Raw genomic sequence first — 19,108 nt, 5'->3', positions numbered from 1 at the left:
TGTGACTAAAAGGTTTTCTTTTTGCGGAATTCATGTAAAAAGGTTGTACGAAAGGCAAGACTTCTTTTATTATTAGTAGGTATGGAAAAAGGAGAATGAAGAGATGACTTCAAATTTAGAAAAAGATATATTAGCACGACGTACATTCGCGATTATTAGTCACCCGGATGCTGGGAAAACGACAATCACGGAAAAGCTTTTACTGTTTGGTGGTGCGATTCGAGACGCTGGTACAGTAAAAGGGAAGAAATCAGGGAAATTTGCAACATCAGACTGGATGGAAATCGAGAAACAACGTGGTATTTCGGTAACATCTTCTGTTATGCAGTTTGACTATAGCGGTTCACGCATCAATATTTTGGACACACCAGGACACCAAGATTTCTCAGAAGATACGTATCGTACATTAATGGCAGTAGATAGTGCTGTCATGGTTGTCGATGCGGCTAAAGGGATTGAAGCACAAACATTAAAATTATTTAAAGTTTGTAAAATGCGTGGTATCCCAATTTTTACATTTATTAATAAATTGGACCGTCAAGGGAAAGAGCCACTTGAGCTAATCGAAGAGCTTGAAGAAGTGCTTGGCATTCATGCTTATCCTATGAACTGGCCAATTGGTATGGGGAAAGAGTTCCTTGGTATTTATGATCGTTATAACAAGCGTATCGAGCAATTCCGCACGGAAGATGGAGAACGTTTCTTACCAATCGATGATAATGGTGAGCTAGCTGTTGACCATCCAATGAAAGTAACTTCTTATTACTCACAAGCAATGGACGATATTATGCTACTTAATGAGGCAGGAAATGCCTATTCGGAAGAAAAAATCCGCCGTGGTGAATTAACACCTGTGTTCTTCGGTTCTGCGTTGACAAACTTTGGGGTACAAACATTCCTTGAAACGTATTTACAATTTGCTCCAACCCCTCAGCCTCGTATTACAGAAGATGAGCAGTTCATTGATCCGGTGGAGTATCCAGAGTTCTCTGGTTTTATCTTCAAAATTCAAGCAAATATGAACCCTGCTCACCGTGACCGTATTGCCTTTGTACGGATCGTATCAGGCAAATTTGAGCGTGGCATGAATATGACCTTATCTCGTACGGGTAAATCGTTTAAAGTGACACAGTCCACACAGTTCCTTGCTGATGACCGTGAAACGGTTGATGTAGCGGTAGCTGGCGATATTATCGGGTTATATGATACGGGCACATATCAAATTGGTGACACTGTTGTCGGTGGCAAAAAAACGTTCCAATTTGAAAAGTTACCACAATTCACACCAGAACTATTTGTTCGTGTAACTGCGAAAAATGTTATGAAATCGAAGCAGTTCCATAAAGGGATCTTACAATTGGTGCAAGAGGGAGCTATTCAATATTACAAAACGCTCCATACAGAAGAAGTTATTCTAGGTGCTGTTGGTCAATTACAATTTGAAGTATTTGAGCACCGAATGAAAAATGAATACAATGTTGAAGTGAAAATGGAGCCAATTGGTTCAAAAATGGCGCGTTGGATTGAAAATGAAGAAGATGTCAAAGAATCAATGTCTTCAAGTCGTTCAATGCTTGTAAAAGACCGCTTTGATAATCTTGTGTTCTTATTTGAAAATGAATTTGCGATGCGCTGGTTCGCAGACAAAAACGAAAACATCAAATTATATAGCTTGCTATAAAAAGAAACACGAATCGACAGATAATCGATTCGTGTTTTTTTACAAGGAAAATAAGCGATTGATGTAGAATATATACAATATAAGGAAATGGTTGGTGGCAATGTGTTTATTGAATAATTCGTGTATATTGGCGAAATAACGAATATTTCAATGGAGCGAAAGGTGGCGACTCCTGCGGGAAAAGCAAGCAAACCGAGACCCTGGACTGAGGGTAGCGAAGGAAGCCGCTTGGCCGCTTGCCCGCGGAAAACGTCAGCAGTAGCGAAATGATGGCAGTACTAATACTTAAATAGTTAGGTTTTAATGAATAGAGAATATTTCAATGGAGCGAAAGGTGGCGACTCCAGCGGGAAAAGCAAGCAAACCGAGACCCTGGACTGAGCGTAGCGAAGGAAGCCGCTTGGGCGCTTGCCCGCGGAAAACGTCAGCAGTAGCGAAATGATGGTAGTACTAATACTTAAATAGTTAGGTTTTAATGAATAGAGAATAATTCAATGGAGCGAAAGGTGGCGACTCCAGCGGGAAAAGCAAGCAAACCGAGACCCTGGACTGAGCGTAGCGAAGGAAGCGGCTCGGTGCTTGCCCGCGGAAGACGTCAGCAGTAGCGAAATAATGGCAGTACTAATACTTAAATAGTTAGGTTTTAATGAATAGAGAATAATTCAATGGAGCGAAAGGTGGCGACTCCAGCGGGAAAAGCAAGCAAACCGAGACCCTGGACTGAGCGTAGCGAAGGAAGCGGCTCGGCGCTTGCCCGCGGAAAACGCCACCTGAAGCGTAATGATGCCAGTATGCCAGTATATCAGTAGTCCCGCTTGAATTGCTGCAATATTTGTTTTACTTTATAAAAAATTCCCCTTTTCGGCTATCCTAGGAAAGAAGAGAAAGAAAAGGAGTATCAATAAATGAACATTAGCGATTTTTCAATTAAAAGACCTGTTTTTACTCTTGTTACAATGCTACTCGTTATTATTTTAGGTGGCGTCTCATTATTAAAAATTCCGATTACATTAATTCCTGAATTAAATCCGCCGATTGGCGTCGTTGTCACCTCTTATCCTGGCGCAAGCTCAACGGAAGTAAATGAAAAGGTTACGAAACCTTTAGAGGCGACATTGGCCACCTTGCCAGGTATTAAAAAACTGCAATCTACCTCGCAGGAAGGCTCTAATTTAATTGTCCTAGAGTTTAATTGGACAACAAATATGGAAGATGTTCAACTCGATATTTTGCAGCGCATTGATATGACACCTTTACCAAACGATGCACAAAAGCCGAGCTTTTTAAAATTTGATCCGTCCCAGTTTCCAATTATTCAACTTTCTTTACGTGCAGAAAATGACAGTGTAGATGTCCGTGTATTAGCTGAATCATTGGAGAAAGAGCTTCGTCGAACAGAAGGCGTGGCAAGTGTTAATGTTTCTGGCAAGTTAGTTGAAGAAGTACAAGTAATATTGGATGAATCGAAATTAAAAGCGAAAGGCTTAACCCAAGCGGATATTATACAAATTATTCAAGCGAATAATGTGTCACTGCCTGGGGAACCCGTGTTAACGACGGATGATAAACTGTTGACGACACGAATTATAAGTACGTTAACGACACCACAAGATATTGCAGATTTGATTGTGTCCGTTAATCCAATAGATGGTCAAACACTTACCGTTGGAGATGTGGCGACTGTTGAGCGCGAGGAGCAGAAATCCTTAACAGAAACACGCGCTAACGACCATCCGGCTGTGTTAATGTCCGTATTGCAAGAGTCAGGTGCCAATACAGCTGAAGTATCAAAAGCCTTCCAACAAGCGTTACAAGACTTACTAGCACAGGAGCAATATCAAGGAGTCGGCGCGGACATCTTAGTAGATCAAGGAAATTATGTAGATTTAGCAATTAGTAACATAGGCTCCTCCTTACTTTTAGGCGGCTTATTTGCAATGTTTGTGTTATTTGTCTTTTTACGTGGGGTGAAAAGCCCGATAATTATTGGCATTGCCATACCTTATTCAGTTATCGTCACATTTGTATTAATGTATTTTGCAAATTTCACCCTAAATATTATGACCTTAGGTGCATTGGCATTAGGTATCGGTATGCTTGTTGACAATGCTATCGTTGTTATTGAAAATGTTGAACGGCATTTAGGACTTGGTAAAAATCCAATAGAAGCCGCAAAGCAAGGAACAAGAGAAGTAGCACTAGCCATAACGGCTTCAACATTAACAACAATAGCTGTCTTCATACCAGTCATGTTTATTGAAGGCTTAATTGGACAAATATTTACGGAATTTGCACTGACGATTTCCTTCAGTTTAATTGCTTCATTATCAGTTGCTTTAACCGTTGTGCCGATGTTAGCAAGTCGACTGTTAAAAGTGAAAGCGCACAATATTAATGAAGTACGCCAAGCATCATCGTTTTATAAGCGCTATAATGCTTCAATTGTGTGGGTATTGAAGCATCGACTTGTTGTTCTGTTGTCAGCAGTTATTCTCTTTGCTTTATCGCTCTTTGGGTTATCAAAAATTGGTACGGAATTTTTACCTGCAACTGATGAAGGTTACGCTTCAATTAGTGTCAATCTTGATAAAGGGGCAGCAGTAGCCAAAACAGAAAAAGTTGTTGCGGCAATCGAAAAGCGTTTAAAAGATGAACAAGATGTGGATGTGTATGTTAGTTTAATCGGCGGCACGCAACAATCGCAAGCGCGTGGTCAAACAACCGCAAACCAAGCAGAAATCTATGTCAAACTTCTTCCGTTAGCAGATCGTAACCGTTCTATTTTTGAGTTTGTTGAGGAAGTTGAAAAGGATTTAAACGATGAGTTAGGGGAGCAAGCGACTATTACATTTAATGTCTCTACTTCATCGGGTTCCTCTCCAAATACGTTGACATTCCGCTTAACTGATTCAGATGAACAACGTTTACATGCGTCAGTTGACAAAGTACAACAAGCATTAAGTGACCTGCAAGCTGTTACGAATGTTACGACGGATTTAGATGAAACGATTCAAGAAATTCAAATAGAGGTGGATCGTGAAAAAGCAAAGGATTACGGCTTTGTACCGGCACAAATTGCCCAAACAGTCAATCAAATGACAAAGGGGCAACTGACGACACAAATGATTGTTGATGGTGGAACGGTGTTATCCGTCTATACTGGCTTTGGACAGGTGTTTAATGATAGTGTCGAATCTTTAAAAGCAATGGAGCTTCGCTCACCAGCAGGACTTTTTGTCAAGCTTGAGGATATCGCCAACATTTCCGTACAAGAAGGGCCAGTCTCCATTAGGCGTTCCGATCAAGCAGCAGCTGTGGCATTTTTCGTCGACTACACAGCGAAGGAGTCATTAGGTGGTATTTCAAAAGAGGTCGATCAGGCGCTTGAAAAGGCTAAATTACCTTCTGCAACGCAAGTTGTTTTTAGTGGTGACAGAGAGCTATATGATAGTGCCATTGATGATATGCTGTTAGCCGTTGCGTTGGCAGTTGTCCTTGTTTATATTGTGATGGCTGCACAATTTGAGTCGTTTAAATATCCTTTCGTTATTATGTTTACAGTGCCCCTTATGATTATTGGCGTTGCCATTGCGATGTTTGCTACAAAAACACTACTCGGCGTGACGTCTGTCATTGGCATTTTGGTGCTAGTAGGGATTGTTGTGAATAACGGTATCGTCCTTGTTGATTATATTAATCAGCAAAAGATGCAAGGCATGCCATCCTATGATGCGATTTTACTTGCTACACAAGATCGACTACGACCAATTTTAATGACGGCATTGACAACGATTTTAGGCTTGTTACCACTTGCGCTTGGGATAGGCGAAGGAACAGAGATGAATCAGCCGATGGGCATTGCCGTCATTGGTGGACTAATTACATCGACTTTGCTGACATTATATATTGTGCCAGTTGTTTATAGCTTAATGGATAAAGAAACGAGAAAATTGACTTAGGTACAAGGGGGATACGGGATATGAGTGTGCATTTTTTTACGGGGTTTCCAGGGTTTATTTCAAGTCAATTAATACGAGAGTTATTTTGCAAAAGTAAAACGCAAAAAGTTGTAGCAATTGTTTTAGCCGGGGAATATCCAAAAGCAATGATAGAAAAAGGCAAAATCGAAGTGGATTATCCACATTGTAGAATAGAAATTGTTGAAGGGGATATTACGCTACCGAATTTAGGGCTGACCGATGAAGTAGTACAAGATATCCTGCCACAAATTGCAGTGTTCTGGCATTTAGCTGCTATTTATGATTTAGCTGTTCCACGCGATCTTGCTTGGAAAGTTAATGTCCATGGAACGGCGATGGTAAATGACTTTGTACGCTCGCTGCCTCACTTGCAGCGCTATATGTATTTTAGTACAGCATATGTTGCTGGGACGCGCGAAGGAAGGATACTTGAAAATGAATTAATTCGACCGCATGCCTTTAAAAACTATTATGAGGAAACAAAATTTGAGGCAGAGCTTCGTGTAGAAGATTTAAAATCGGAAGTACCAATTACCATTATTCGACCAGGCATTGTAAGAGGGCATTCCGAGACAGGAGAAACGATTAAATTTGATGGGCCCTATTTCTTCTTAAATATGGTTGATAAATTAAAATGTTTACCTTTTATCCCCTATATAGGAGTGTCTAGCTCTGCGATAAATGTTGTGCCTATCGATTATATTTTACATGCTGCCACTTTTCTAATGGATGACAAAAGTGCAGAAGGAAAAACATTGCATTTAACAGATCCTAATCCACATCCTGTGCAAGAGGTATATCGCACGATGGTGAAAATTGTGACGAATCATTATCCGAAAGGGCGTTTACCATTAGCGTTAGCAAAAAAATCGTTACAAGTGCCGTTTGTTCGCAAGAAGCTAGGGGTCGAGCAAGAAACTTTAGATTATTTAACATGGCAAGCTGTTTTTGATACGACAGAAGCGGTCGCAATACTGAAAAAGGGGAATATTACATGCCCTGATTTTATCCAAACGATGCCAAAGATGGTGGACTTTTATCTAGCTCATAAAGAGGATAAAAACTATCATATTCAAATAAAATAATGTTGGATTTCTTTGTCAGCATTTAATGATAGTGCTATAATAAACGAACAAAAGAAATATCCTTGGACATTTTGTTAAAGGGGAGTAGCTAGCAGGTGCGAGCGATGCATCTGATTTCACATTCGTCAAGACATGGCTTTTACCATCGGGTGTGATAGCAAATGGTGTTACTTTGCAATGGCCGATAGCTGTAATAAGAGAAGTGACAAATTGAAATTTGCTTAGCAAGACCTTTGCCTTCCATCAGGCAGGGGTCTTTTCTTTTTCATTTTACTAGTAAATGTTCGCAATTTTGGGTATACAGAGTTTAAAGGAGGAAGAACAGAGGATGGAAGCAATATTATTACAATATGGCTGGGTACTAATCGTACTAGTTGTATTAGAAGGATTACTAGCAGCAGATAACGCAGTTGTTATGGCTGTTATGGTGAAGCATTTACCGCAGGACCTACAAAAAAAGGCACTTTTCTACGGATTATTTGGAGCATTAATATTCCGATTCTCTGCGCTCTTTGTTATTACGGTATTAGTTAATTACTGGCAAATACAGGCGGTTGGAGCAGCCTACCTATTGTTTATGTCAGCTAAAAATATTTATGATTTAAGAAAAGGTAAAGATGAGGAAGAGGATAGTGATGAAGCAGCTGCCAAAAAGGGATCAGGCTTTTGGATGACAGTCTTAAAAGTTGAACTAGCTGATATCGCGTTTGCAATTGATTCTATGCTTGCTGCGGTTGCCATTGCTGTGACACTACCACACCTAGGTAATTTCGATATTGGCGGCATTAATGGTGGGCAATTTATTATTATGCTATTAGGCGGCTTTATCGGTGTTATTATGATGCGTTTTGCAGCACAATGGTTTGTGAAAGTGTTAAATGACTATCCTTCACTTGAAACAGCAGCATTTTTAATTGTTGGTTGGGTAGGGGTAAAACTTGCTGTATTAACATTAGCTCATGAAAAAGTGGGGATTTTACCTAAAGAATTCCCGCATTCAACAGGCTGGGAATTAACTTTCTGGATTGTGTTAGTAGGCATCGCATTTGTCGGTTATTTAGTCGGCGTACGTAATAAAAAAAATCACAATAACGGTTAATCTTTTGTAAAAGTTTAAACCGTAGCTATTATTTCCGCATTGCTTTCTGTGGGCAAGGCACGAGCCGTACCGCTCGCTTGTTCTGCAAAAAGTTTTGCGGATTTTTGCTTTATATTGAATAAATAGCTCGCAATAGCTAATTTTATACTGTATAGAACAGACCCTTTCTTTTTTTATCGATTTTTTCTATACTAATATCTATCAAGTTTGGCATTATGAATGGAAGGAGCTGATGGGGTGCCTTGGAAAAAATCATCAAATAAACTAATCACACCGTTTCAGGCACTTGTGTCTTATTATTTCATAGCAATAGCAATTTCCTTCCTATTGTTACGACTTCCTGGCGTCCATCAAGCAGGCGTAAAAGTATCATTATTAGATAGCTTATTTACGGCAGTAAGTGCTGTTAGTGTTACGGGTTTAACGACGTTTAACATTTCAGAGACGTATACAACATTTGGACTTGTAATGGTCCTTGTTATTTTACAGCTTGGAGCAATTGGTATTATGTCGCTTGGTACCTTTGTTTGGTTGCTTGTCGGCAAAAAAATAGGCATGCGTGAACGCCAATTAATTATGATTGATCATAATCAATATAATTTATCGGGCGTTGTGCAATTAATCCGAGAAATATTGAAAATATTAATCGGCATAGAATTAGCAGGAGCCATTATTTTAACTGCGCATTTTATGAATTATTTCGATACATTTAAAGAAGCGCTTATACACGGTGTCTTTGCTTCTGTTTCAGCTACGACAAATGGTGGCTTTGATATTACGGGAATGAGTTTATTGCCGTTCCACAATGACTACTTTGTCCAACTAATAACAATGGTATTGATTGTGTTAGGAGCTATTGGCTTCCCTGTACTTGTCGAAATTAAAACATTTTTATTGAATCGACACACTAATTTCCGTTTTAGCCTTTTTACAAAAATAACGACAACTACCTATGCGATTTTATTTATCGTCGGTGCACTTGTTATTTTAGTGCTTGAGTCATTCCACTCCTTTAAAGGGATGCAATGGCATGAGGCAATTTTTTCAGCGATGTTCCATTCTGTATCGACACGTTCTGCGGGGCTTACAACATATGATGTAACTTCCTTCAGTGAGGCGACAGATATTTTTATGAGTTTCCTCATGTTTATTGGTTCATCTCCGAGTTCTGTTGGAGGCGGGATACGGACGACGACTTTCGCCATTGCGATTTTATTTTTAATCACGTTTGCTAGGGGAAGAGAAGATATTCAAATATTCGGTCGGGAAATCCATTTAATCGATGTCTTCCGAGCATTCGTCGTTATTTTAGTAGCTTGTTTCATGGTGCTAATCGCTACTATTATCCTTCTTATTACGGAGCCACATGCGACACTTATACAAATAATATTTGAAATTACATCGGCATTCGGAACATGTGGTATGTCTTTAGGCATTACTTCAGACTTGTCGGTAGTTGGTAAAATCATTATTATCATTTTAATGTTCATAGGACGTGTAGGTTTAATTTCCTTCCTGTATTCACTCGGTGGAGGTGGAAGAGGTAAAAAATCAAAATACCACTACCCGAAAGAGCGTGTTATTATCGGGTAAAGTCAAAAGAAAAAAGTGTTAGATTGAACTCAATCTAACACTTTTTTCTTTGTAGTTGATATCCTAATTTATTTAGTCCTTTTCAGGATAATTTACATGCAATGGCGGTGGCACGAGCCAGCCTTTATTTTTGTTTAAACGTAACAATTTAGCACCTAATTGGGCTTTGTTCATGTGGAATTGACCGTACATCAAGGCGATATCTTCTCTAGTCGACATGCCCATTGCTTGACTACATGCAACTAATCCAGCAGCTAAATCTGCAGATAGGGCAGCACTAATTTCAGGGTCATTCACTCTTGCACCTGGCGGAATATCTTCTAATCTCGCTACAGGTCTCTCGGGTGGAGCAGGAGGTAAACCTACACCATTTGTTTTGAGTATTTTTTCTAACTGTTTTACTTCGTCTCTTAATACTTGGATAATATCTTCAATAATTTTTCGAAGATCATCATCACCCGTATGATTGTAAAATGTTTGATATCCAGCAATTAAGCCATAATCAGCGGCTAAATTAGTCCAAATTCCAAAAACTTCACCGTAATGTAACGGCTCATCTTTTGGATTTCCACCTAGTATTCCCATAGTTGTACATCCTCTTTTCTTTGATTTTTCAAACAAAGTTAGTATGGATGAAATTCGAAATTTAATTCGTAATAAAATTTACTAAAGCAGATATAGAAAAATTTTTAATAGAAAAATTCAACGAAAAAAGTTTACTGCTGTTATTAACCGGGTACAACAAATTGTGAGTGGTTATAGAACAATTACCACAATTAATACGACTGAGGCGCACTTGCTAGTTGAAGAAATTGCAAAAGTGACCCAGTAATGAAAAGAAATAAAAGGAGAACTACAATATGACACTTACGAGCACAGCTAAACAAGATTTAAAGGACTTATTAAAAGAAACACATAAACGCGGTATTATGAAAATTGATTACAGTGATCGAGTAGGCAGCATGTCTGATAGTGAAGCATTAGGATTGCTAATTGCAGTTGTCAGACGTACTTTATAGCTTAAGAACTGATGACTTTCTTCTATTATATAGTATTTAGTATTTAATATATAATTAGTGATCGTTCAATATAAACCACAAAAAATAGAGCGTTAATCTATTTTTTAGGAGCCTTTAAACAGCACTTTAAAATAAACTAAGGCTATAAACGAAAAAAGAAACAGTAGAAAAAAATTAGTTTAATTGTAAAATATCTAAAAATTAAGAAAATTTACAAAAAATTATCCTGATTTATAATGCGACTTTATAGGTATTATTTACCTGTTGTGTTTTTATGATTTAAAGGATATTTGAACTATTAATTTCGTCGTTCAATGTGAGGCCTTTACTAACACTATTAGAGACCATTATTCGGGTAATAGTTGATGATACGAAAGATTGAAAACAGTTTAGTAAGGCAACTTTTTTTCTATCCAATATAAAAAAGCGCTATTCATTAAATTATTTTAAGAGAATAGCGCTTTATTATTAAAGTGAAGGGATTGTTGCAAAGTATGGAGCTTGACCGTGACGGAAGTAGGTTAAAAGATAACCGCTTTTTTGTACAATTTTGCCATTTGAGAAATTCTCATAGTCCAAGTAATGCGGAATAATAAGCGTATGCTTAAACAATTCTTTTTCTGTTAAGTTAAATTCCGCAAATTCTTTACCGGCAATGTCAGGGTTTTCGCGTAATACGGCATAAAGTGCTTTTTGCTGTTCTTCAGTTGGACGCTCTTTCCACCATAATTTACGTGGCTGGAATTGCTGTGCCTGTAAATAATCAAGCTGCATTAAGCTTTGAATAATTTGTAAATTGGCACCTTCCACTGTCTCTAAAAATTCCAGTAAACGGCGGAATAAATCCTCTAACTGATGACCGATACGTGACCAGCCTTTTGTTTCCCAATACGTTCCAAAGTTTTGGAAGAAATCAAATGGCGTGTCAAATACTTCAGTTACTAAGTATTCAATCGTTTGATCCATTCGATGGTCATTCCAATATTTTTCGAGTACATCTTCTGCATGTTTAATGCGGACGATATCATCAAAGGTTAAAACATTGTTTGAAAAGATTTCATAGGGAGCTAAATCCACATAGGTATAACCAAATTTTTTAGCCTCTAAACGAAGCCCAGTCCCACGCAATAGCTTTAAAAAGCCTAACTGTAATTCTTCAGGACGCATAGCAAAAACATCATTAAACGTTTGACGGAAGCTACTATAATCTTCTTCTGGTAGACCGGCAATTAAATCTAAATGCTGATCAATCTTACCACCATCTTTGACCATTGTTACTGTGCGTGTTAGTTTTTCAAAATTTTGACGGCGCTGTACGAGCGTATTAGTTAAATCGTTGGTCGATTGCACACCTATTTCAAAGCGGAAAAGCCCTTTAGGTGCATTGTCGTTTAAAAATTGAATGACTTCAGGCCGCATAATATCGGCTGTAATTTCAAATTGGAAAACAACACCTGGCTGATGTTCATCTATTAAAAACTGGAACATTTCCATTGCATAGCTACGGCTAATATTAAATGTACGATCGACAAATTTAATCGTCCGAGCTCCATTATTCATCAGATAACGAATATCTTCCTTTATACTTTCTCTATTAAAGTAGCGCACGCCAACTTCAATAGAAGATAGGCAAAATTGACAGCTGAACGGGCAGCCACGGCTTGTCTCTATATATTGGATTCGCTTTCCTAGATGTGGAAGATCTTCTTCAAAACGGAATGGACTGGGTAATTCGCGTAAGTCAATTTTAGGTGCTTGCGCGTGAATACGAACTTTTCCGTCCTCTAAGTAACAAATACCTGGTACATCCTCTAATGGAATTTCACCATGTAAATGACGTAGTAACTGCTTAAATGAAGTTTCTCCTTCGCCCATTACAATGAAATCAACTTCCTCAATTCGACGTAACCAATGGTGGACATCGTAAGATACTTCAGGACCACCTAGCAAAATTTTAACATTCGGACAAACCGTTTTTAACATTTTGATAACGTGAATTGTTTCTTCAATATTCCAAATATAGCAACTGAATCCTACGATATCGGGGTTTTTTTGAAATAAATCTGATACAATATTAAATGCAGGGTCTTTAATTGTGTATTCTGCAATGACTGGATTGTATTCAGGTAAAGCAGCAGATTTTAAATAACGCAATGCTAAATTTGTGTGAATATACTTTGCGTTTAATGTAGTTAAAATAGTATTCATGCAGTAATCTTCCTTTCAATTTCTAATTGTAACAGTCAAGTAGCTGACAAACAATATAATTCTTTAGACCTATTTATTTTGCAAACAGTTCGTGAAATAATTTTAAATACTTAAATTTACTAAATTTTGTAATAATAGAATCGTACAGTCATAAAGTATAGTAAAGGCTCAAAATTTGAATGAGAGGTTTTTTACTCTTTTGAAAGGTTCGGTGAGAAAGTTGAAGCAAAATGATATAAATCAATGTTTTGGAAATCTTATGAAAAGTACTTCGTCACCAACACTTATACTCAATAAATCAGGAAAAATTTTGAATTGCAATGAGGCAGCTATTAATCTGTTTAACCTAAATTTAACTTATCATGGCTTTATATCAATGGACGAGCCATCCAATATGAAATGGGCAAACTTCGTAAAAAACTTACAATGTGAGTTAAGATCTGAAGAAATTTTTAACATTCGTACAAATAATAATGAATTTGAAATGATGCATTTTAAATGTTTTTATGATCCGAACACGGAAGAAATTGTCGCACAACTATCACCAATCAATAACGACAGAGCTCTAGAATTGTATGTTAGCAAGGAGCAGGAACGATCTCAATCCTTCAGTGCATACGATCATTTACCTTATGCTGTTATTGTGAGTGATGCGAGTGGGATTATTCTTGGTTTAAACAAATATGCAGAAATGTATTTAAAAATAGAAAAAGCACAACTTCTTCATAAAGCACATCAGCATATATTTGATTCGTTTACAATGAAAAATGGGCAAATTACGACCTATCTGTCTAAATTGATGGGTGAAAAGCATGCCAATATTCATGTTGTAGATGAAACGCAAGTAAGCAGAACTTGTTACTACGAAATCTCTAGTGTCTTCGATGAGTATAACAATATTATTATTACGGTTATTAATGACGAAACTGAGAAGAAGCAGTTGCAACATAAAGTTGAACATCAGGAAGCGTTAAATGTAGTTGGACAAATGGCGGCAAGTATCGCTCATGAAATTCGTAATCCACTAACATCTTTAAAAGGTTTTACTGAGCTTTTAAAGCTGAACGCCGATGAGGAATCTCGCATGTATTTATCTGTTATTGATAGTGAATTACAGCGGATGGAGCAAATTTTATCCGAGCTATTAGTATTGTCCAAGCCAACGACTATGAAAGTAGAGTTAATCGAATTAGATCACATTGTAAAACAAGTGATTGAATTCATGTTGCCTGATGCGTTGATGAAAAAAATTATGATTCAATATATACCGTCAGCTACTGAAGTCTACATTGGTGGCAATGAAAATCGTTTAAAGCAAGTGTTTATGAACCTTATTAAAAATGCCATGGAAGCAATGAATAATGGTGGCACAATTACGGTTGAAATGAATGTTATTGACTGTACGATTGTAGAATTAACAATTAAAGACGAAGGCAGTGGAATGGATAGTAATACAATTCAAAATTTATTCCAACCTTTTTACACGACAAAGTCAACAGGGACAGGACTAGGCCTTGCTTTCGTGAAAAAGGTCATCGAAGAGCATGAAGGCATTATTGGCGTACAAAGTGAAGTGCAGAAGGGGACATGCTTCCATATGCAGTTCCCTGTTTACACATACAATCAAATGGACCCATTAGAAGTTCCTGCAAAAGATGCTGCTTATTTAGTAACATAAATTGACCTTTCAATAGACTTATTATTGAATGCTTTTGACAATGCTTTTCAAAAGTCGCTATAATGACAGTTATAAAGAGCGAATTGAGAGGACTAGGCTATGACGTCAGAAGATTTAAAGCAAACTTTAAAATTATATATTGTATTATCCCGTGCCCATAAAGCAATTAATGAGATGACAAACCATTTTTTTCAAGAAAATGGCTTGAATCCAACTGAATTTGCGGTTTTGGAACTTCTTTATCATAAAGGTAGACAACCATTACAGCAAATTGGTAATAAAATTTTACTTGCCAGTGGGTCTATTACGTATGTAATTGATAAGCTTGAAAAAAGAGGTTATCTTTTACGGGTTTCCTGTCCATCAGATCGTCGCGTTACCTATGCAGAAATTACAGCGGAAGGTGAAGCGTTTATGGGCGAACTATTTCCAAAGCATGAACAACATTTACATGAATTGATGAGTGCTTTATCAGTCGAAGAAAAAGATGAAGCCATTACGTTATTAAAAAAATTAGGGCTTTCAATTAAAGATTTGTCTTATTAAAAAGAGTTGTCTCAAATGGATTTTGAGGCAACCTTTTTTCTTTCTGTTCGATAATGAGGAAGACTTCACTTGTTGTAGGTGTGGATGATCATTGTAATAGCTGTTTTTCACCGTTAGCAATCGTTTTAAAGGGTTTAATAATACGTTCGATAGTTTTTGTTGGAAAATAAAAGAAAGGCTTTAGAATTAAATCTAAAGCCTTTCAAAGATTACGCCTATTTTTTAGAAATAGTAGCCGCCATTGCAAGCATAGCAGCTGTTAAATCTTGTTCATCATTATCATGAATCGTTAATTTTGTAATAAGACCATCTTTTTCAAAAACTACCCCAATAACTTTTTCAGTATCGAAGTCTACAACATAGCCTTCGATATTTTTAATATCTTTAAATGCAGAAAGTTCTTCAGGTGATAATGCTACTGGACTTCCAACAGCATTCATGTAGTCTTGCATAGATGTTTTCACTGCATCATAGTTTGTTTCAGAAGTGTTTGTTGTTTCGATACGCATAAATACTTCATCATCAGCATTTGATACTAACATATCTTTTCCAGGTTCCTCTTGAGAAAGCTTAAATTCAGGTAATTGTTGGAATTTGTAACCTTGAGCTTCGCTTTTAGCTTCCGATGCTGTCTCTTTTTTGTCAACACCATTTTGTACATATTGCACTTCTTGCTGTGGTGTAGCTGGTGTTTCCGTTTGTGTAGCATCTGTTGTAGGCGTTTCTTGCTTGTCGTCGCCTGCAGTTTCATTATCAGATGGTTTTTGAGAGTTTGCTGGTTCCTGTTGTTCTACATCTGCTTGTTCTGTCTGGTCAGAGGTATTACACCCCACGACTATAACAGCTGTTAGTAATAATGCAAGCATAGAAAATAATTTTTTTTGCATGAAAAGCCCTCCTTTTCTATATTAAACGCTAATAAAAGATAAAATGTTTCCAGTTTTTTTTGTTATGATGTTAAAGGTAACACTAAAAACAATAATAGTACAAAAACGACATGGGCTACAATAACTAACGGCATACTTTTTCGCCATTCATAAATAAAGCCCCAAATTAGGCTTGTTACGAGTGCTGCAATGATGCCTAGCTTAAAACCACTAAATGCAATCGAGATGGCACATAAAATTGCTGTTACAATAACTGCTAAAACAGGGCGCATAAAACGCTTCAGTTGTTGTTGTACATAGCCACGCCAAAATAGCTCTTCACCAATGGCTACAATAAACACAAGTAAAATATAGTGCCAAATATGTTGAGGACCGTAAACAGTTAAAAACTTTTTCACTGTCATGATTAGTCCATCATTGATATATGGAGCAAGCCAATAACCAAAACGAATTATGCCATAGGTGATTGTTCCGTATCCAATGCCGAAAATTAAAAATTTCCAAGTTGGCAATTGATCTTCAATTGAACCTGAAAGAATAGCGATCGCTATACATACGAGCAATGTGAATGCATACAAGTACCAAAAAACAGCTGGGTTGGCAAAAGTAAAAGCAAGCATGCCATAAACGAATAATAAAGAAAGGAGTAATATTATTGTTTGTTTCGAATTTGTTTGCATAATTCGACCTCCATACTTTAATTTTACCAAAAAAATAGTCCCTTATCATCTGTTAAGACAAAAAGGGACTATTCAGACTATTAAGCTTCACTTGCATATAAGATTTTATAACGTTTATGGTTGACGACCGTTTTCTCTTCAATTTCTAGGGAATCAAAATTCTCCATATATGTTAGATCAACGATCACCGAATTTTCATTTACTTTTTCAACAATACCTTGCAAACCATCTTTAAACTCGATAATATTTCCAACTTCAGCTATTTTCACAGACAGTCAGCTCCTTCATCGACTAATAATATACAGTTTGCATGAAAAAAAGGAAAACGTAAAGCCTTTTTTGAATAATTCATAATTTAATACACAAAATAACGGAAGAGAAGGGAATAGAAAATCATGGAACAATATGAAAAAATGCTTAACCAATTACAAAACGGAGAACTACAGAGTATAGAAATTACTAAAGATCAATTTTATGAATTTCGGGAAGTATTAGTGAAACACCCATTGTTTAAACACTTTAGAGGAGAAGCTAAACAAAATGGGATTATTATTTACACTTATTTGGAAATTCCTAGAAGTTAATTTTGTCGAACATTGTCGGAACTTAATGCTGTAAGAAATGAAATATAAATGTATAATAATGGTATGATTATTTGTATGTTGGAGGGTTGTATGAATGGTCAATCTACTCTTGAAACAAATGGAACAAACTCGTGAAATGATGATTCGCTCAGGTGTGGAAAACGGGTTACAGAATGCAAAAACCATTCAACTGAGTCGCAGACTAGATCAGTTAATGAATACTTACTATAGACAGACAACATTTGAAGAAGAAGATCAGGATGATTTGTTTCAGTATTCAGAGTAAAACCTATAGATTAGATGTTTAAATATGAACTTACTGGGGAATACTTATTTTGAACACAGCAACATTCTCATTTCCCCCTTTTAGAGCAGTGATTCCCATCACCTGCTCTCTTTTTTTTACTTATTCGGTATATATGCTGTACATAGAAATATTAGTACAAGTAGTAAGAAGAGTTTGAATTATTGAATTGATTCAACTACACTAAAAACAGAATGAAAAGAGTGCATGGCGGTGACTCTTACGCGACAGGTGACGGGCTGCTTGTACGTGGACCGACATCACTTTGTAGCCGTTGTTTTTTTAAAAATTAAATAAGTAAGGGAGTTAATACATATGGGAAAAGAACGTATTGCATTTATTGGCACAGGGGTAATGGGTGCTAGTATTATTAAACACTTGTTACAAAATGGTCATGAGGTGTCGGTTTATACTCGTACAAAAGAGAAAGCGGAGCCATTAGTAGCTTTAGGAGCTAGTTGGGCTAGTTCACCAGCAGAAGCGTTTAAAGATAAGGATATAGCGCTAACGATGGTTGGCTACCCAGCAGACGTGGAGGAAGTTTACTTCGGTGACAATGGTTTATTTCAAACTGCCAAGAAGGGCGATATTGTGATTGATATGACGACATCTGAGCCCACTTTAGCGAAGAAAATTTATCAACATGCTCAAGGCATCGGAGTAGCAGCATTAGATGCACCTGTGTCTGGTGGGGATGTTGGCGCACAAAATGGTACTTTGTCCATTATGGTTGGTGGGGATCTTCATACTTTTAATCGTGTGACACCAGTATTGCAGCAATTTGGTGCAAATATTGTTTATCAAGGTGAAGCAGGTGCTGGACAGCATGCTAAAATGTGCAATCAAATTGTTATTGCTTCAGGCATGATCGGTGTCTGTGAGTCGCTTGCATATGGCTTAAAAGCGGGGCTTGATTTGTCTACTGTGTTACAATCCATCTCTTCAGGTGCTGCGGGGTCTTGGTCTTTAAGTAATTTAGCTCCACGTATGATAAAGGAAGACTTTGCACCTGGATTTTATATTAAACATTTCGTGAAGGATATGAAAATCGCTTTAGATGAATCAAAAAAAATGGGTATTTCATTACCAGGGCTAGCGTTAGCTTATGAAATGTACGACAAGCTAATCGCAGAAGGCTATGGTGAAAACGGTACGCAGGCTTTGCTGAAATATTATCAATAGATTGTAAAGAGGGAAAAGTGTTAGATTGACTACTATCAATCTAACACTTTTTTTATCGTCACAAAAGTCCACGAATCGGCCGAAAAATAGGAGACATCACCCGTAAAACGTTCTATTCTTTACTAAAAAGTTGGGCATCTAAAGAAAAGCGAGATGCCCCAGCAAGTGCAAAGTATAGAGCGATAGCTGCTAAGGCTAAATCTAGTTCATAGCCAGCCAAGCCGTCAGCTCCGATAAAGCCAATGCTAAGCTTTGCTGTGAAAATAGCTACAATCATTGTCATTGTTAGTAAGACACCAAAAATTCTTGTTGCTAAACCTAATATAAGAGCAGCTCCACCCACTAATTCAATAGCCGCCACGATATACGCCATAAAACATGGTATACCTAGACTTGTAAAGAAGTCCGCTGTGTAACTGATGCCTCCTTGGAATTTCTGGAAACCATGTACTGCAAAAATGATGCCGAGCACGACACGTAAAATAGTTGAACCAATATTTTGCATAATGTAATTACTCCTTTTCCTTTACTTACATTTCGTAACTTAGTTTATTTTCAAAAACAACTTTTGTCAAGTAACTA

The 19,108-nt window shown here is 37.3% G+C and carries 17 protein-coding genes; 11 read left to right on the top strand and 6 right to left on the bottom strand.

The annotated features are described in order from the left end of the window. Positions 1 to 103: 103 nt before the first annotated feature. The 5 genes from ACIQXI_RS12955 to ACIQXI_RS12935 all read left to right on the top strand — a co-directional run bounded on the left by ACIQXI_RS12955 (position 104) and on the right by ACIQXI_RS12935 (position 9,438). Positions 104 to 1,681 carry a peptide chain release factor 3 gene (locus ACIQXI_RS12955; protein ID WP_402925356.1) on the top strand — a complete coding sequence of 526 codons (1,578 nt, stop codon included), beginning with the start codon at positions 104 to 106 and terminating at the stop codon, positions 1,679 to 1,681. Between the two features lie 905 nt (positions 1,682 to 2,586). After that, on the top strand, positions 2,587 to 5,640 hold the full coding sequence (locus ACIQXI_RS12950) for an efflux RND transporter permease subunit (protein WP_402925354.1): 3,054 nt from the start codon (positions 2,587 to 2,589) through the stop codon (positions 5,638 to 5,640). A gap of 20 nt (positions 5,641 to 5,660) precedes the next feature. Beyond that, entirely contained in the window at positions 5,661 to 6,746 is a 1,086-nt protein-coding gene (locus ACIQXI_RS12945; RefSeq protein WP_402925352.1) for an SDR family oxidoreductase, read from the top strand. 328 nt (positions 6,747 to 7,074) lie between these two features. Further along, positions 7,075 to 7,845, top strand: coding sequence for a TerC family protein (locus tag ACIQXI_RS12940; protein ID WP_402925349.1), 771 nt, complete (start codon positions 7,075 to 7,077; stop codon positions 7,843 to 7,845). 237 nt (positions 7,846 to 8,082) lie between these two features. Then, complete coding sequence (locus ACIQXI_RS12935; RefSeq protein WP_402925347.1) at positions 8,083 to 9,438, top strand: TrkH family potassium uptake protein; 1,356 nt, start codon at positions 8,083 to 8,085, stop codon at positions 9,436 to 9,438. Positions 9,439 to 9,510: 72 nt separating this feature from the next. On the opposite strand, the gene ACIQXI_RS12930 is transcribed toward ACIQXI_RS12935, so the two are convergent. Further along, the gene (locus ACIQXI_RS12930) at positions 9,511 to 10,023 is read right to left on the bottom strand and encodes a DUF3231 family protein (protein ID WP_402925345.1); all 513 of its coding nucleotides are present in this window, start codon (positions 10,021 to 10,023) and stop codon (positions 9,511 to 9,513) included. Positions 10,024 to 10,298: 275 nt separating this feature from the next. Between ACIQXI_RS12930 and ACIQXI_RS12925 the strand changes: the two genes are divergently transcribed. Then, positions 10,299 to 10,457 (top strand): hypothetical protein, encoded by a 159-nt coding sequence (locus ACIQXI_RS12925; RefSeq protein WP_402925343.1) that lies wholly within the window; start codon positions 10,299 to 10,301, stop codon positions 10,455 to 10,457. A 468-nt stretch (positions 10,458 to 10,925) separates the two neighbouring features. Here ACIQXI_RS12925 and ACIQXI_RS12920 read toward each other — a convergent pair whose 3' ends face one another. Beyond that, a complete protein-coding gene (locus ACIQXI_RS12920) occupies positions 10,926 to 12,665 on the bottom strand; it encodes a B12-binding domain-containing radical SAM protein (RefSeq protein ID WP_402925340.1) in 1,740 nt (579 codons plus the stop codon). A gap of 310 nt (positions 12,666 to 12,975) precedes the next feature. Between ACIQXI_RS12920 and ACIQXI_RS12915 the strand changes: the two genes are divergently transcribed. Together ACIQXI_RS12915 and ACIQXI_RS12910 are read left to right on the top strand one after the other, a co-directional pair. After that, positions 12,976 to 14,343: a PAS domain-containing sensor histidine kinase gene (locus ACIQXI_RS12915; protein WP_402925337.1), complete on the top strand. Its 1,368-nt coding sequence runs from the start codon at positions 12,976 to 12,978 to the stop codon at positions 14,341 to 14,343. Positions 14,344 to 14,442: 99 nt separating this feature from the next. After that, the gene (locus tag ACIQXI_RS12910; RefSeq protein ID WP_402925334.1) at positions 14,443 to 14,889 is read left to right on the top strand and encodes a MarR family winged helix-turn-helix transcriptional regulator; all 447 of its coding nucleotides are present in this window, start codon (positions 14,443 to 14,445) and stop codon (positions 14,887 to 14,889) included. Positions 14,890 to 15,104: 215 nt separating this feature from the next. On the opposite strand, the gene ACIQXI_RS12905 is transcribed toward ACIQXI_RS12910, so the two are convergent. The 3 genes from ACIQXI_RS12905 to ACIQXI_RS12895 form a co-directional block, all read right to left on the bottom strand. Next, positions 15,105 to 15,776 (bottom strand): hypothetical protein, encoded by a 672-nt coding sequence (locus tag ACIQXI_RS12905; RefSeq protein WP_402925331.1) that lies wholly within the window; start codon positions 15,774 to 15,776, stop codon positions 15,105 to 15,107. A gap of 62 nt (positions 15,777 to 15,838) precedes the next feature. Continuing rightward, the gene (locus tag ACIQXI_RS12900; protein ID WP_402925328.1) at positions 15,839 to 16,456 is read right to left on the bottom strand and encodes a CPBP family intramembrane glutamic endopeptidase; all 618 of its coding nucleotides are present in this window, start codon (positions 16,454 to 16,456) and stop codon (positions 15,839 to 15,841) included. Between the two features lie 80 nt (positions 16,457 to 16,536). Further along, positions 16,537 to 16,725, bottom strand: a complete 189-nt coding sequence (locus tag ACIQXI_RS12895; RefSeq protein WP_402925325.1) for a YkvS family protein — start codon at positions 16,723 to 16,725, stop codon at positions 16,537 to 16,539. Between the two features lie 126 nt (positions 16,726 to 16,851). Here ACIQXI_RS12895 and ACIQXI_RS12890 point away from each other — a divergent pair, with 126 nt between their 5' ends. The 3 genes from ACIQXI_RS12890 to ACIQXI_RS12880 all read left to right on the top strand — a co-directional run bounded on the left by ACIQXI_RS12890 (position 16,852) and on the right by ACIQXI_RS12880 (position 18,526). Then, a complete protein-coding gene (locus tag ACIQXI_RS12890; RefSeq protein ID WP_402925323.1) occupies positions 16,852 to 17,040 on the top strand; it encodes a hypothetical protein in 189 nt (62 codons plus the stop codon). A 94-nt stretch (positions 17,041 to 17,134) separates the two neighbouring features. Continuing rightward, a complete protein-coding gene (locus ACIQXI_RS12885; RefSeq protein WP_402925321.1) occupies positions 17,135 to 17,326 on the top strand; it encodes a Spo0E family sporulation regulatory protein-aspartic acid phosphatase in 192 nt (63 codons plus the stop codon). A 333-nt stretch (positions 17,327 to 17,659) separates the two neighbouring features. Further along, the gene (locus tag ACIQXI_RS12880; RefSeq protein WP_402925318.1) at positions 17,660 to 18,526 is read left to right on the top strand and encodes an NAD(P)-dependent oxidoreductase; all 867 of its coding nucleotides are present in this window, start codon (positions 17,660 to 17,662) and stop codon (positions 18,524 to 18,526) included. 112 nt (positions 18,527 to 18,638) lie between these two features. Here the strand turns inward: ACIQXI_RS12880 and ACIQXI_RS12875 are convergent, their stop codons facing one another. Beyond that, positions 18,639 to 19,031 (bottom strand): DoxX family protein, encoded by a 393-nt coding sequence (locus ACIQXI_RS12875; protein ID WP_402925316.1) that lies wholly within the window; start codon positions 19,029 to 19,031, stop codon positions 18,639 to 18,641. Positions 19,032 to 19,108: the final 77 nt, after the last annotated feature.

The organism is Lysinibacillus sp. NPDC097195, assembly GCF_044762075.1.
Classification (GTDB): domain Bacteria; phylum Bacillota; class Bacilli; order Bacillales_A; family Planococcaceae; genus Lysinibacillus.
The sequence above is the reverse complement of the archived record's forward strand: the minus strand, read 5'-3'. Positions and strand labels throughout refer to the sequence as shown.